Here is a 15,832-nt window from a genome sequence, read left to right as displayed (position 1 = left end):
TGTGCGCGTTGCCATCGTCGCGGAATCCTTCCTCCCCGAAGTCAACGGTGTCAGCAACTCGGTGATCCGGGTGCTCGAGCATCTGCGCCGGACGGGGCACGAAGCCCTCGTCATCGCCCCCGACACGCCCCCGGGCCAGCCCCGGGCGGACCGCATCCACGACGGCATCCGCGTTCACCGGGTGCCGTCGCGGATGTTCCCGAAGGTGACCACCCTGCCGCTCGGTGTGCCCACGCCGCGGCTGGTGCAGGTGTTGCGCGGCTTCGATCCGCACGTGGTCCACCTCGCGTCCCCGGCGCTGCTGGGGTACGGCGGCGTGCGGGCCGCGCGGTGGCTGGGGGTGCCGACGGTGGCGGTCTATCAAACCGACGTCCCGGGCTTCGCGGCGAGCTACGGCATCCCGATGACCACGCGGGCCGCCTGGGCCTGGTTTCGTCATCTGCACGGTCTTGCCGACCGCACCCTGGCGCCATCCAGTGTGACGATGGAATCGCTTGTCGCTCATCGCTTTCCACGGGTGCATCGGTGGGCGCGCGGTGTCGACGTGCTGCGGTTCGCACCGTCCGCACGCAACGAGGCGCTCCGGCGGCAGTGGTCGCCGCAAGGCAAGCCGATCGTCGGATTCGTGGGCCGGCTCGCGCCCGAGAAGCACGTCGAGCGACTCATCGGGCTGACCGCGAACGACGCGGTTCAGCTCGTCATCGTGGGCGACGGTGTCGACCGCAACAAGCTGCAATCGGCGATGCCGACAGCGGTTTTCACGGGTGCGCTGTACGGCGACGACCTCGCCGCGGCGTACGCCAGCATGGACGTGTTCGTGCATCCCGGTGAGCACGAGACGTTTTGTCAGGTCGTGCAAGAAGCGCTGGCGTCGGGGTTGCCGGTGATCGCCCCCGACGCCGGCGGCCCACGTGACCTCGTCACCCCGTGGCGTACCGGTCTGCTGTTGGCCGTCAACGAATTCGAGTCCCGGCTGCCCGACGCGGTCGCACACCTGATCGCCGAACGGCCCCGTTACGCCCTGGCGGCGCGGCGCAGTGTGGTCGGCCGCAGCTGGCCGGTCATCTGCGACGAGCTGCTGGGCCACTACGAGGCGGTGCTCTCGCCGTTTGCCCGCAGGCGGATGTTCGCCAGGCGGTACGCACAGGGCGAGTGAGCCCGCGGCCCGTCCCCGCGCCGGTCGATAAGAATCAGGTATTGCCGTATCCGGGACAACCGGTCTGCGCGGCGTGATGATCAGATGTGGAAGGTCTTTCGTCGACCGCTGACGCCGCTTGCCGGCCGGGCAGCGACAGAAAGGAGCCGCAACGATGGTCACGACGCGAGCGCAAGCGGCGCAGTACGTCAGGGACGCCGGTGGATTGAAGCTCGTCGTCTTCGGAGCCGACGGGCATGAGGTGGCAGCGATGTTCGTGCAAGGATCGGTGACCTACAACCCGGAGGAGGCGACCTTCATTGCCGTCGCCGAGGACGGGCACGCGGTGGGCGAACTGTTCGTGGATGAATCGGTCGATTATGACGAGAACATCGATGCTTTCGTCATTCGCCCGCTGCGATAGCCGAGTTCACGAGACGGGGTCGAATTCGATTGGCAGCGTGGCCGGTCCGCTCAGCCCGGTGAGGGGCTTCCACGGGGCGGGCCCGGTGCGATGGGCGTTGGGCATGAGCCGTGTCATGGTCGCCAACGCTTCGGCGAGCTCGAGTCGGGCCAGGTTGGCGCCCAGGCAATAGTGCATGCCGGCGCCGAACGTTTGCATCGCCGGTGCCCCGGCGCGGGTGATGTCGAGTCGGTCGGGGTCGTCATAGACGGCGGGATCGCGGTTGGCGGCGGCGGTGTTCGCGATAACCAGTGTGCCCGTGGGGATTACCACGTCGGCGATCTCGACGTCCTCGAGAGCGATCCGCAAGGTGGCGGGTGCGATCGGTGAATGACGCATCGTCTCTTCAACCGCGCTGTTCGCGAGGCCGGGATGCTCGGCCAGTACCTTCCACTGGTCGGGACGGTCGCACAGCGCGTGCACGGAGGCGGCCAGCTGGTTGCGGGTGGTGTCGGTGCCGGCCATCAGCAGGCCCGCGGCGAGCATTCGGAGCTCGTCGGCGGAGAGGTGATCCCCGTCGTCCTCGGCACGGATCAGGTCGGAAATCAGGTCGTCGGTCAGCCTGTGGCGGCGCTGCGCGACCATGTCGTCGATGTAGGCGTCGAGTTCGTCCCACGCGGCCAAGATGGCCTGCTGGTGGGCGGCGACCTCCCAGCTGAAGGCCTTGAAGATGTCGTCCGTCCACTCCGAGAACAGCTTCCAATCCTGCGCCGGGGCGCCCAAAAGCGCACAGATGATCGGGATCGGATATTGACGGGCGATGTCGGTGACCACCTCGCAGCGCCCGGTTGTGGTGTGGCGGTTGACCAGTTCGGTGATCACCTCGACGATTGTCGTGCGCAACCGCGCCGTGGCTCGTGGCGTGAAGGCTTTGGACACCAGTCGGCGCAGCCGCTGGTGCTCGGCCCCGTCGAGGCTGATCAGGTTCGTGGCGACGCGTTCCCACAAGGGGCCAGAGGTGATGCCCTGGGAAGCAAGGAACATGCCCTGGGGAACGCGGAATCGCGGGTCGCGCAACACGGTTCGAACCAGTTCATAGGTCAGCAACTCCGGCCCATGCGGGCCGATCGCGATCGGCGCCTGTTGTCGCGCCTGACGAATGATCTCGTGGGCCGCGTCGATGCTCTGGCAAAGCTCATAATCGATCGTCGGAAGGCCGGCATCAAAGACGCTTGGGCAGATCGACGCGTCAACTGTAATGGTCATCTTGCACCCCGAAGCTGGTTGGTGAAGTACCTTCGCCACCAAGTCTTATCGGTGCGGGAACGCAGCACATGCGTAGCCGACTACCTGTCTTGCGGCATGAGTACTACGGAGCGCCAACGGGACAACCGGGCGTGAACCGGACCGGCATCGAGTGAATGCCGTTGATCAATGTCGATGTCATCCGCTCGACGGGCCCGGCCGGCTCGAGGTTCTTCATCCGCGCCAGCACCTCCGATATGAGCGCGGACGCCTCGACGCGAGCCAGGTTCGCGCCGAGACAGAAGTGCGTCCCGCCCCCGCCAAATGCCAGGTGGGGATTGGGGTTTCGAGTCAGATCGAGTCGGTCGGGATCGGCGAAGTGCGTCTCGTCCCGGTTGGCCGACGGGTAGAAGATCGCCACCCGGTCGCCCTGCCGCACCGGCACCCCGCGCAACTCGGTGTCCTTGATGGCCGTTCGGGTGAACGCAATCACCGGGCTGACGTAGCGCAGCAACTCCTCGACCGCCGTCGGCAACAGCGAAGAGTCGACCTCCAGCTTGGCCCGCTGCCCGGGGTTGTCCATCAGCACGCACATGCCGCCGGCGACCAGGTTGCGGGTCGTATCGCCGCCCGCATTGATCAGCAGCATGAAAAAGGTGTTGAATTCCAGATCGTTCAGGCGCCGGCCGTCGACCTCGGCATGCAGCAGCGATGTCACGATGTCATCGGCGGGATGCGCGCGCTTGCCGGCCATGAGTTCCGTGGAGTACGCCATCATCTCGAGTGCCGCCTGGGTGGTGTGCTGGTCGCCGAGCACGCCGGTGTTCATGATCTCGGTCAGCTCGTAAAGCCGGTAGCCGTCTTTCAGCGGAATCCCGAGCAGTTCGGCGATGACGTATGAGGGCAGCGCCCCGGCGACATCCTTGACGAAGTCGCACTCACCGCGCTCGATGACGGTGTCGACCACCTCGCCCGCCATGTCCGTGATCCGCGCGTTGAGTTTGGCGACCTGGCGCGGCGTGAAGCCCCTGCTGACCAACGCCCGCAGGGCGGTGTGCCGCGGGGGGTCCATCGTGATCATCATGACGCCCCGCGCGTCGAAAAGGTCGTCGGGGCTGGGCATGTCGAAAAACACCCCCGTCGCCTCCGAGGACCAGGTTGCGCTGTCGCGGGAGACGGCGTAAACCTCGTCGTAGCCGGTGAGCGCGAAAAAGCCCGGGCCGCCCTTATGCGGGTGCCACGCCACCGGCATGCGCTGCCGCAGCGCGCGGTAGGCCTCGTACGGTATCCCTTGGGCATAGGTGCGCGGATCGGCGAGATCGACGCCACCGATGCTGATTGCGTCTTCGGTCACGGTTTACCTCCGAGTGGTGACCGTCGGTCTCGGGCCGGCGCTGTGGAAACGGTGGGGGCACCACGGAATCGGCGCATGGCGCTACTCGTTTCACCCGGGCAAGCGCCGCAACCCGAGACCGACGGTGCCGCTTCAGGCGGCTTTGAAGATCTGGAACGACAGTAGGTATGCAATTCCGGAGTAGCCGCTGTCGGCCCGCGAGGAGAATGTGCAGAAAAGGCTCTGTCCCGCAGTGCCATTCCAGATCGCCGTGGTCGCTGCAGAGTCACTCGTGGTCGCACAGTAGGCGGTGGTTGTACCCCACGGACCGTACAGGCTCATTGTCTGCTGGTATCCGGAGAAGTTCACCACCACAATGTATGTCCCTGTTTGAGCGGGCTTGAATCGTGCATACGCTGCGGTGCCGTCCCATTCTCCCGGGGATGATCCGGTCTGGTGGATTGATTCCATGTAGACGAGGTCGCTCTCACAGTCCCACCGACCGGGCTGATAGAAGTCGGCGTATCCGGCGTCCGCGTAGGGGTGGCGTGCCGTCAGGTCGAGCACCTGGACCCCGAGGTTTTGGCCCACCGTCTCCATGGCGATCCCGTCGAGCCGGTTCATGGGCAGGCGGTTGATGTATCCGGGGCGGTAGACCACCCGGCCGCGCAGGTCGGACAGCGCCAGAACCTCCGGGTTGATTCCGACCGCCCGGTCGGTCTGGCGTACGTCGTGCAGGGTGCTGGTCATGGTTTCCTCCAGGATTGGGATCGATGAGCGAATCTGGACCAATCTTTCGCTGAAACCGACCGGATGTATCGGGTAGTCGACTACGCATTCACGATGCCGTCTCGGCCCGGGAATGGCGGGCGCGCCGCGACCCAAATCTGTTGGGTCGCGGACGGTACCGCGGGAACGATCCGACCGCCTATTCTTACGTTCGGGATCCGGATCGGCGGAGGGTCGGATGACGGCCATGACAGCGTGTCGGACGTGTGGCACACAGCCGCTTGAGAACGCGCGGTTCTGCCACGGCTGTGGTGCCCCAGTGCGCGACCGCGATACGCGGGCCGAGTACAAGCAGGTCACCGTCCTTTTCGCCGATGTGGTTCGTTCGATGGACATCGCCGCGGCCGTGGGTGCGGAGCGTCTGCGCGAGGTGATGACCAGCCTGGTGGACCGTGCGACCGCGGTGGTGCGCCGTTTCGGCGGCACGGTGGACAAGTTCACCGGCGACGGGATCATGGCCGTATTCGGGGCCCCGGTCGCGTTGGAGGACCACGCTATCCGCGCTTGCCTTGCGGCGCTGGGCATCCAAGAGGAGACCGCCCGCCTTGCCGCTGAGGTCAAGGACCATGACGGCGTCGAACTGGCGTTGCGGATCGGACTCAATTCCGGTCAGGTCATCGCCGGGGAGGTCGGGTCAACGTCGTTGCGGTACACCACGATCGGCGAGCAGGTGGGTTTGGCGCAACGGATGGAATCGGTCGCTCCGCCGGGTGGGGTGACGCTCAGCGTCTCCACCGCGCGACTGGTTGCCGGCGCGGCGGCGCTGGGTGAACCGGAGATGGTCCACATCAAGGGCGTCGACGTACCGGTCACCGCCTACCGCCTGCGGGGCATGGGGGACCGGCATCGCGCGACCGAGCGCGCTGAGTCGATTCTGGTCGGCCGCGGGTGGGAATTGTCCGTCGTGGAGGGCTTGTTGGAGCGCGCACTCGGTGGACGGGGCACTGTGGTCGAGGTGGTGGGCGAACCCGGCATCGGCAAGAGTCGCCTGGTGCGCGAGGTCGTCGCGCTGGCCGGGGTCCGGGGCGCGGAGGTGTTCAGCACCTTCTGTGAATCGCACACCAGCCAGCTCCCGTTTCACGCCGTGGCACGCCTGCTGCGGGCGGCCATCGGCCTCGACGGTCTTGACGGGGAGGCGGCCCGGGCCCGGGTGCGAGACCGCATTCCAGACGCAGACCGCGAGGACGCGTTGCTGCTCGATGACCTGCTCGGCGTCGCCGACCCGGGCACCGCCATACCGGCGATCGATCCCGATGCGCGCCGGCGGCGGTTGGCCGCGCTGGTGAACGCCGACAGATTGTCCCGGCAAAGCCCGACGGTCTATGTCGTCGAGGACGCTCATTGGATCGATGAGGCCAGCGAGTCGATGCTGACCGATTTCCTTGCCGAAATTCCTCAGACACCCTCGCTGGTGCTGGTTACCTACCGACCCGAATATCACGGAGCGTTCACCCGAGTGGCCGGCGCCGACACCATAACCCTTGCACCACTGAGTGATTCAGACACCGCAGCACTGGTCGCGCATCTCCTCGGCGCCGACCCGTCGGTAGACGCACTGGGCCGAAGGGTCACCGAAAGGGCCGCCGGTAATCCGTTCTTCGCCGAGGAGTTGGTGCGCGAACTGGCCGAGCGCGGTGTGCTGCATGGGGGGCCCGGTGCCTATCGGTCGGCCGCGGAGGTTAGCGAGGTGAGCGTGCCCGCCACGTTGCAGGCGACCATTGCCGCGCGCATCGACCGGCTGGATCCGAAAGCCAAACGCACGCTGGGCGCGGCCGCGGTCATCGGCTCGCGCTTCGGCCTGGACCTGCTCACGGAACTGGGTGTTGAGCCGGTGGTTGACCAACTCGTGGCGGCCCAGGTCATCGACCAGGGCAGCCCTGCCCGGCAAGCGGAGTATGTGTTCCACCATCCGCTGATTCATTCGGTGGCCTACGGAGCGCAGCTCCGATCGGATCGCTCTGATCTGCACCGCCGGGTGGCCGCCGCGATCGAGGCCCGCGAGCCGGAATCGTGCGAAGAAAACGCGGCGTTGATTGCAGAACATCTGGAGGCCGCCGGTGATCTGCACGCCGCCTACGGCTGGCACATGCGCGCCGCAACCTGGGCGACCAACCGCGACATCAACGCGGCGCGACTGAGTTGGCAGCGAGCGGCGGAGATCGCCGACGCCCTGCCCGCCGAGCACCCTGGGCGGGAAGCCATGCGCATCGCCCCGCGCACCATGTTGTGCGGGACCGGCTGGCGAGTCCATGCCAGCATCGCCGGTGACCGCTTCGATGAGTTGCGCGAATTGTGCAGCGCCGCGGGGGATAAGGCCTCACTGGGAATCGCTACGGCTGGATTGGTGGTTGGCTGCGCGCATCAGGATCGGGTGCGCGAGGCGTCGCAGTTGGGATCGGAAGCCTGGGCGCTGGCCGAATCGATCGGAGATGCGACCTTGACCGTGGGGCTGTCCTTCCCGGTGATCTTCGGCAAGATCGAGAGCGCCGAATGGTGTGACGTGCTGCGGTGGTCACAGACCGTTGTCGATCTGGCTGACGGGGATCCGTCGAAGGGCAACTTCCTGGTCGGGTGTCCGTTGGCGCTGGCTTTCGCGTCGCGGGGTATTGCTCGTTATTTCTTGGGCCGGCCCGGATGGCTGGGGGACCTGCGGCACGGCGTGGCTATGGCCCGCCGCGCCGACCCCGCCTCCTACGCCGGGGTGGTCGGCTATGCCTATTTGCTGGGGATACCGTTCGGCGTGCTGAGGCCCGACGATCGTGCGCTGCACGAGATCGAGAATGCTCTACGGATCGCCGAGCGTACTAGTGACGACGTCGTGGTGGGTTTCATCGGGGCAACGTTGGGCGTTGCGCTGGTGCACCGCAACACGATTGCGGAACGCGACCGCGGGCAACGGTTGTTGGCCGAAGTCGGCGAGGTGTTTCTGAGTCGGGGACACAACCTGAGCGATCTGCCGATCGTCGAGGTCTACTCGGCACGGGAGACGGCACGGCGAGGAGATCCCGATGCCGCCATACCGGTGATCCGCGCCGCCACCGACCATCTGTTCCGCCCGGGACATCTGCTGTTGTGGGGCATTCCGGCGACGGCGACCCTGGTGGAGACGCTGCTCGATCGCGGGGCCGATGGCGACGTGGCCGAAGCCGAGGCCGCGATCGGCCGGTTAGCGGTCGCGCCGGCCGATGAGGGTCTGGTGATGCGCGACGTCTGGTCGTCGCGGCTGCGGGCGCTGCTGGCCCGGGTCCGGGGTGACGACGCCACTTACACGCACTTGCGGGACGAGTACCGCGACATGGCGAAAGCGCTTGGCTACGAGGCACATACCGCGTGGGCCGAGGCGATGCCGTGATGCGGTGCTTACGTCTTGGCGCCCGGAATGCACTGCGCGTCAAGGGGACCGCAGCGAATTTGGAATCGCTCCCGCACGGTGTCGAGAACGCGCCGCTGACGCTCGCATTCGCGGCGGTGCGTGAGCATGAACCGCGCCAGGCCCGGCACACGCCGCGGGAGCGGGTACCACTTGTCGAAATCGAGGCCGTTCTCGGTGAATACGCGGCTGGGCACGTTGTCGTAGATCACGCCGAGGTTGTGCTGGACAAGCGCGAACAGCACGTACGGGAATGCCAGCGGCGCCTTCTGCCTCAGGCTCATCCAGTCGATTTCGTACAGCGGGATCTCGGTGAGCTTGTTCAAGAACAGCAAGTGGCCCAGGAAATACCCCATGAACGCGGGCAAGTGCAGCATGGCCGACCGCACGTTGATGGAAACGACTGCGCCACTTGGCGAAACGTACGGTTCGTATGGATATTCGTCGGGGAATTTAACGTATCCCGTGCAGTTGACAACCCAGCTGCCCGGTTCGATCGTCTTGGTCGATCCGCTCCGGAACACCAACTCGGTCGTGCCATTGCGGTCGACTGCATCCTCGAAGTAGTCCATGACGAGATCGTTCAGCCCGGCGGAGATCGTGCGGTTCTCGGCCTCGGACAAGACTCCCAACACGAAGTTGTCCGCCTGCGGGGTCAGGAAGGTGCCATGGGTGGCGCGGTACCAGTCTTGGACTTCCGATTCGTTGGTGCCGTCGTAGCGGTGGCTTAGCTGCGTGGCGACGGCGCTCGGCGGCGTGCCCGTCCACCACCGCCGAGCGCCGCTTGGCAACAGATCGTCGCGGCTGGAGAAGAATGTTCCCCGGCCGGCGACGAGGTTGACCTCGCGTCCGGGATATGCCGTGATCAGTGCGTGTGCGGTGTCCATCGCGGTCTTCCCGCCGCCGATGATCCACACCGGCGCATGGCTCTCCCTGATGTCACCCGCCCGGACGTCGCAGTAGTCCGGTGACACCGAATGGATGCGTGCGCTCGAGACGGCGAGCGGTTCGTTCGGCGTGACTCCCAGGCCATACGCCTTGATCAATCGCTTGGCCTCGACGACGAGCCTGCGACCGTCGGCGGCGCTGCAGGCGACCCGCACGATTCCGTCCGCTTCTTCCTCCGACTCGAAGTCCCAGCCGAAATACTCGTCGACCTGGACTCTCTCCCTGATCACGTCGATGCAGTGCTGAAAATGATCGAGCACCTCGCCCTTGGTCGCCAGGTAGCTGCGGTCCTTGCCGAGGGTCCACTCGATGTTGCCCGCCGTGAACATCGGGTGGGGCTGGTGCAGGCGTACGTAGGGGTACACATCGACCCACATGCCGCCGACACGTGCCCGACGATCGATCAAGATCACCTTCTGATCGCGCGACAGGTACCGGCTCGCGGCGAACAGGGCGTTCAGCCCGGCGATGCCGGCTCCGACGATGCACACGTCGCAGGTTTCCACGGCGGACGGCTGGGGTGCGGACATCGGACCGCCTTTCCTCGCAGAGGTCATAAGTATCTGTCCAGACCGCGCCGCCGGGATGAGTAATCGACTACTCGATTGATCACAACTCGCGTCCGCAGCGGTTTGCTGGGTGGTGGTGGGCTTGGTGTGACATTCTGTGCGGGTGTCCGCAGGGGGCCCGCCTTCTGGGGTGGTGACCTTTCTATTCACCGATATCGAGGGTTCGACCCGTCGGTGGGAGTCAGACGCGGACGGGATGCGTGCGGCGCTGGCCGCCCATGACGAGGTGTTGCGCTCCGCGATTGAGACGCACGGTGGCTTGCTGTTCAAGCACACCGGCGATGGGGTCTGCGCGGCGTTCAGTTCTCCGAAGGCGGCGATGGAAGCGGCGGTCGCCGCGCAGCTGGCCCTGGAGTTGCCGGTGCGGATGGGGCTGGCGACCGGTGAAGCCGAGCTGCGGGACGGGGATTACTTCGGGGCGGTGTTGAACCGTGCGGCGCGGGTGATGGCGGCCGGTCATGGCGGTCAGATTCTGTTGGCCGAGTCGACGGCTGGTCTGCTCAGCGGGGTCGATCTGGTGGATTTGGGGCCGCGACGGCTGCGGGATGTGCCGATGCCGGTCGGGGTTTTCCAAGTGCGAACAGCAGGGCTACGCGCAGACTTTCCGCCGTTGCGGGCGCTGGATACGTCTCCAGGGAATCTGCGGTTGGCGACGAGCAGCTTCATCGGACGCGAGGCCGATCTCGATGAGGTGCAAGCAGCGGTCAAGGCGCACCGCTTGGTGACGCTGACCGGGGTGGGCGGCGTCGGCAAGACCCGGCTGGCGTTGGAGGTCGCAAGGCGTCTCACCGATGAATTCCCCGATGGGGTCTGGGTTTTCGAGTTGGCCGCGGTTACCGATTCCGCAGCGGTGCCCGATGCGGTCGCGTCGGTGCTGGGCATCACCCAGCAACCGGGTAAGAGCATGAGCGAGTCGGTGGCCGCTGCCATGGAAGGCACGATCCGGTTGTTGGTGATCGACAACTGCGAACACGTGCGCGAGGATGCGTCCGATCTGGTCGAGGCGATTTTGGCGCGATCGGCGACGGTGAAGATCCTGGCGACCAGCCGCGAAGGACTAAGGGTTGCCGATGAGCAAGCGTGGCTGGTGCCCTCTCTGGACGTCCGCGCTGGCACCGACTCCGCCGCGGTGGCGCTGTTCGTCGAACGCGCACGAGGCGAGGCATCGCGTTTCTCGGTGGCCGCACCTGATGAGGCGGCAGCGGTAGTTGAGATCTGCCGCCGTCTCGACGGGATCCCCTTGGCCATCGAGTTAGCGGCTTCCCGCATGGCGTCGATGACCGCCGGCGAGGTGCGGGATCGTCTCGACCAGCGGTTCCGTCTGCTGGTGGGCTCGCGACGCGCTCTGGAACGCCACCACACCCTGCGGCACGCCGTCGCCTGGTCTTTCGAACTCCTCGACCACACGGAAAAGGCGTTGCTGGAGCGGTGTTCGGTATTTTCCGGTGGATTTGACCTGAAAAGTGCTTGCGCGGTAGCAGGATTCGACCAGGCGGACGATCTCGCCGTCCTGGACTTGCTCGACGCGCTTGTGCGCAAGTCGCTGCTGGTCGCGGACCGCTCAGCCGGACGGACCCGCTATTCCATGCTTGAGACGATCCGCCAGTTCGCCGAGGAACAACTTGTCGTGCGCGGCGAAGCAACCGAGGTTCGGGCGGCCCACTCGAGGTACTTCGCGGGACGGGAAACCGACATCTTGGCCCTGTGGGACAGCCCCCGTCAGCGTGAGGCCTACGACTGGTTTACAACCGAGCTGGCCAACCTGCGCACCGCATTCCGGTGGGCTGCCGACCAAGGTGATCTCGACAGTGCTACATCTCTCGCCTTCTACGCGACACTTTTCGGCCTCATGGTCGAACAGTACGAGCCCGTTGGGTGGGCCGAGGAACTCATCGAACCTGCAGGCAAGGTGAACCATCGGCGGCTCGCGCACCTCTACGTCGTCGCCGCGCAGTGCCACGCGGCGGGGCGCTCACATGACGCCGTCGGGTATCTCGATGCCAGTCGGCAGCTAACGGAGAGCGGCGATTTCGACAAGATTCCCTACGAGTTGCAAAGCTCAACCGGAATTGTGTACACCCATGCCGGTCAGAGCGAGCGATGGGTTGAGTTGTGCCGCAGTGCGATCGAACGAGGGGCGGGTCCTCTAACGGTCACCCGTGCATGTCTGGTCATGGCGTTCTACTTCTTAGGTAATGGCGATGAAGCGATGGCGGCATCGCCGGGAATGCTTGCCGCCGCAGACGCCGCTAACAGTCCGAGTACGGCCTGCTTCGCGCTATTGGCGCACGGCCTTGCCCATTACGATGATGACCCCTCGGCGGCGTATGACGCCCTACGGCGATCCCTGACGATCGCTCAGGAGAGCGGCAACCGGCAAATGGAATCCGCTTCAGCGTCAACGGTGTTGCTTGTTGCGGCCACCTATCGTGAGCCCATCGAATGTTTTGAAACTCTGCTCGTATTGATCGGCCGCTATTACGACGTCGGCAACACGGCTCTCTTGCGAAACCCGCTGGCAATACTCGCGTCCCTGTTAGAAGGGCTCGGACACCACGAACAAGCCGCGATCATCAGCGGGTTCGCCTCCACCGACTTTTCACGCGCGAGTTATCCCCAATTGAACGCGGCGATCGCCCACCTTCGCGATGTCCTCGGTGATCAGACTTACGAATCGCTGGCACGCCAAGGCGAGACCATGACCCCCGCCGACATGGTGGCGTACGCCTACGACCAAATCGACCAGGCCCTTGCAGAACTGAACGCAGCCTCGGAATACACGACGAGGCAAAACGACGGACATCGCTGACCAGCAATGACACGATAATCACGTGGAATCCAGGCGGGATGGCGGCGGACATGTCGCGACGGAGCTGATCTGCGGTTCCTGCGGCGCGCAGTCGACCTCGGCGGCGAAGTTCTGCAGCGAGTGCGGTGCGCGACTGGCGCAGATCAACCAGTCGGCCGAGTACAAGCAAGTGACGGTCCTGTTCGCAGATGTTGTTCGCTCGATGGACATCGCCGCCGCGGTGGGGGCGGAGCGGCTCCGCGAGATCATGGCCGAACTGGTTGATCGCGCGGTGCTGGCGGTGCAGCGCTACGGCGGCACGGTGGACAAATTCACCGGCGACGGCATCATGGCCGTTTTCGGCGCGCCGGTGGCGTTGGAGGACCACGCCACGCGTGCCTGTCTGGCGGCCTTGGGTCTTCAGGAAGCGGCGCAGCGGCTTGCCACCGAAGTCCGAAACCTCGACGGCGTGGACCTGCGACTGAGGGTGGGCCTCAATTCCGGCCAGGTGATCGCCGGCGAGATCGGTTCGGGGCCGTTCGGATACACCGCGATCGGTGAGCAAGTCGGCATGGCTCAGCGGATGGAGTCGGTCGCCCCACCGGATGGGGTGATGCTCAGCGCCTCGACGGCCAGGTTGGCGGGAACCTCAGTAGTCCTCGGTGAGCCCGAACCGGTGCATATCAAAGGCGGCGATCGAGTGATCGCCAGGCGATTGTTGGCCACTGGCGAGCATCAGCCGCATCGTCGCACCGAATCCAAACTGGTCGGCCGCACATGGGAATTCACGACGATCGGCGGGATCCTCGAGGAAGCGATCGCCGGCACGGGTTGCATCGTCAACATCGTCGGACCGGCAGGTATCGGCAAGAGCAGATTGGTCCGTGAAGCTGCCGCGCTTGCCAGCGGTCGTGGTGTACCGGTGTTCGGCACCTATTGCGAATCGCATGCCAGCGATATCCCCTTCCACGTGGTAGCCCGGATGCTCTGCGCGGCAATAGGACTCGAGGGACTTGATGCCCACACAGCGCGCACGCGCGTACGCGAGCGGTTTCACCAGGCCGACCCTGAAGACCTGCTGTTGCTGGACGACCTGCTGGGGATCCGCGATCCGGCCGCGTCGCTGCCGGATATCGCCGCCGACGCGCGCCGCCGGCGATTGACCGCGCTGGTCAATGCCGGAGCACTGGACCGGCCCGAGGCGGCGGTGTACGTCATCGAGGATGCGCACTGGGTCGATGAAATCAGCGAATCGATGCTGGTCGAGTTCATGGCCGTCGCGCAACAGATCCCGTCGTTAACCCTGATCACTTTCCGCCCGGAATACCAAGGTGCGCTCAGCCGCATCCACGGTGCTCAAACAATTGCGTTGCGGCCGTTGAGCGATGTACACACAGTGGCGTTAACAGCGGAGCTTCTAGGCGCCGGTTCGTTGACGGGCGAGTTGGCGGCGCAAATCGCCGGCCGTGCGGCCGGAAACCCGTTCTTTGTCGAGGAAATCGTGCGCGATCTGGCCGAACGCGGGGTGTTGCAGGGCCGGCCCGGCGCCTATCGACCGCGTGGTGACGTCGCGGAGGTTGACGTACCGGCCACGCTGCAAGCCACCATCGGCGCACGCATAGATCGCCTCACGGCGTCGGCCAAACAGACGCTGAATGCGGCGGCGGTCATTGGGGCGCGATTCGACACCGATCTGCTGGCCGCACTAATTCCGGACGTGGACGTGGCGCCGCTGATCGAGGCGGAACTTGTCACTCAGGTGAGGTTCGCACCGAGCGCCGAGTATGCGTTTCGCCACCCGCTGATCCGCACGGTTGCCTACGAGTCACAACTCAAATCCGTTCGTGCGCACTCACATCGACGGCTCGCGGGAGCCATCGAGGCACGCGGTCCGGCGGACGAGAACGCGGCGCTGATCGCCGAACACCTGGAGGCGACCGGGGATTTGCACGCGGCCTTCGACTGGCACATGCGCGCCGGGACATGGTCGACCTTCCGGGACATGGGCGCGGCACAGACGAGTTGGCGGCGGGCCCGACAGGTCGCCGACCGGCTGTCTCACGATGATCCCGATCGGTTGACCATGCGCATCACGCCCCGAACGCTGTTGTGTGCTACCGCATTTCGGTCGGGCAGTGGGGCCGACACCGGCTTCGAGGAGCTTCGTGAGTTGTGCTCCGCCGCCGACGATCGGCGATCGCTCGCGATTGGGATGGCGGGCCAGGTGACGTGGCGGACGATGAAAGCGCACCGGCGGGAGGCATCACAACTCGCCGACGAACTCGTCGGGCTGCTGGAGGCGATCGGCGATCCTACGCTGACGGTCGCGCTGGCCTATGCCGCGATGCTCGCAAAACACGAGACCGCCGAAATGGGCGACATGCTTCGGTTCGCCCAACTCGTGATCGACCTCGCCGAGGGTGATCCCGCCAAAGGCAGCCTGATCTTCGAATCGCCCCTGACGGTCGCAACCACCATGCGCGGGTTCGCCCGATGGTGCCTGGGCATTGCCGGCTGGAAGGATGACTTTGACCAGGCTCTCACGGCGGCACGTGCGGGCATGACCGATCCCGGGACGTTGGCCGGCGTCCTGTGGTTCACGTACGTCCCCGCGATCCCGTACGGGGTACTGGTACCCGATGCAGCACTCCTGCGTGGGACCGCGGAATTCCTGTCGATAGCGGAGCAATCGGGCGACGATCTGGCGCTCGACCTGGCTCGGGGAATTCATGGCCTTGCGCTGGCGTATCAGGACGGCCCGAAGCGCAGAGGTGGCTTGGAGCTGCTCGCCAATGTGCGGGAGCGGGCCGCAAGCAACCGGTTCGCCTTGACCAATCTGCCGTTGATGGACCTGCATGTCGCCCGGGAAAAGGCGCGGACCGGCGATGTCGGCGGCGCCATCGAATTGGCTCGCGCCGTCGCCGACGAATTGTTCAACTCCGGCGGGTGCTTCTGGACCGCGCTTGCCGTCAGCGTCCTGGCGGACGCACTGGTACAACGTGGCGGTCAAAGCGAGCTCGACGAGGCCGAGAGCGCGATGGACCGGTTGGCGGCGGTGCCGAGCGATCCCGGCTTCGTGGTGCACGAGATTTCGCTGCTGCGATTGAGGGCGCTGCTGGCTCGCGCGCGGGGGGACGAGGGCAGCTATCGCGATCATCGCGACCGCTACCGCGACATGGCGGAAATGCTCGGCTTCGAGGGGCATATGCGGTGGGCCGAGGGAATGCCATGACGGGATGACTCGACATCCCG

9 protein-coding genes are annotated in these 15,832 nt (G+C 65.6%); 5 read left to right on the top strand and 4 right to left on the bottom strand.

Translation table 11 applies throughout. From position 1 onward, the window contains the following. The first annotated feature begins 1 nt into the window (after position 1). Positions 2-1,156 (top strand): glycosyltransferase family 4 protein, encoded by a 1,155-nt coding sequence (locus tag A5688_RS24740; protein ID WP_067837164.1) that lies wholly within the window; start codon positions 2-4, stop codon positions 1,154-1,156. 154 nt (positions 1,157-1,310) lie between these two features. Next, a complete protein-coding gene (locus A5688_RS24735) occupies positions 1,311-1,559 on the top strand; it encodes a hypothetical protein (protein ID WP_067837167.1) in 249 nt (82 codons plus the stop codon). A 6-nt stretch (positions 1,560-1,565) separates the two neighbouring features. On the opposite strand, the gene A5688_RS24730 is transcribed toward A5688_RS24735, so the two are convergent. From A5688_RS24730 to A5688_RS24720, 3 genes are all read right to left on the bottom strand, one after another. Next, the gene (locus tag A5688_RS24730) at positions 1,566-2,804 is read right to left on the bottom strand and encodes a cytochrome P450 (RefSeq protein ID WP_067837170.1); all 1,239 of its coding nucleotides are present in this window, start codon (positions 2,802-2,804) and stop codon (positions 1,566-1,568) included. Between the two features lie 103 nt (positions 2,805-2,907). Beyond that, entirely contained in the window at positions 2,908-4,137 is a 1,230-nt protein-coding gene (locus A5688_RS24725) for a cytochrome P450 (protein WP_082955037.1), read from the bottom strand. A gap of 132 nt (positions 4,138-4,269) precedes the next feature. Further along, on the bottom strand, positions 4,270-4,866 hold the full coding sequence (locus A5688_RS24720; protein ID WP_067837173.1) for a hypothetical protein: 597 nt from the start codon (positions 4,864-4,866) through the stop codon (positions 4,270-4,272). Positions 4,867-5,083: 217 nt separating this feature from the next. Between A5688_RS24720 and A5688_RS24715 the strand changes: the two genes are divergently transcribed. Next, the gene (locus tag A5688_RS24715) at positions 5,084-8,257 is read left to right on the top strand and encodes an ATP-binding protein (protein WP_067909246.1); all 3,174 of its coding nucleotides are present in this window, start codon (positions 5,084-5,086) and stop codon (positions 8,255-8,257) included. 8 nt (positions 8,258-8,265) lie between these two features. Here the strand turns inward: A5688_RS24715 and A5688_RS24710 are convergent, their stop codons facing one another. After that, the gene (locus A5688_RS24710) at positions 8,266-9,753 is read right to left on the bottom strand and encodes an FAD-dependent oxidoreductase (protein ID WP_067837179.1); all 1,488 of its coding nucleotides are present in this window, start codon (positions 9,751-9,753) and stop codon (positions 8,266-8,268) included. A 172-nt stretch (positions 9,754-9,925) separates the two neighbouring features. On the opposite strand from A5688_RS24710, the gene A5688_RS24705 reads away from it, so the two are divergent. Both A5688_RS24705 and A5688_RS24700 read left to right on the top strand, forming a co-directional pair. Then, positions 9,926-12,601 (top strand): ATP-binding protein, encoded by a 2,676-nt coding sequence (locus A5688_RS24705; RefSeq protein ID WP_067909305.1) that lies wholly within the window; start codon positions 9,926-9,928, stop codon positions 12,599-12,601. A 22-nt stretch (positions 12,602-12,623) separates the two neighbouring features. Next, positions 12,624-15,812 carry an adenylate/guanylate cyclase domain-containing protein gene (locus A5688_RS24700; RefSeq protein ID WP_242660225.1) on the top strand — a complete coding sequence of 1,063 codons (3,189 nt, stop codon included), beginning with the start codon at positions 12,624-12,626 and terminating at the stop codon, positions 15,810-15,812. The last annotated feature ends 20 nt before the right edge of the window (positions 15,813-15,832 follow it).

It is taken from the genome of Mycobacterium mantenii (assembly GCF_001667865.1).
Classification (GTDB): domain Bacteria; phylum Actinomycetota; class Actinomycetes; order Mycobacteriales; family Mycobacteriaceae; genus Mycobacterium; species Mycobacterium mantenii_A.
The sequence above is the reverse complement of the archived record's forward strand: the minus strand, read 5'-3'. Positions and strand labels throughout refer to the sequence as shown.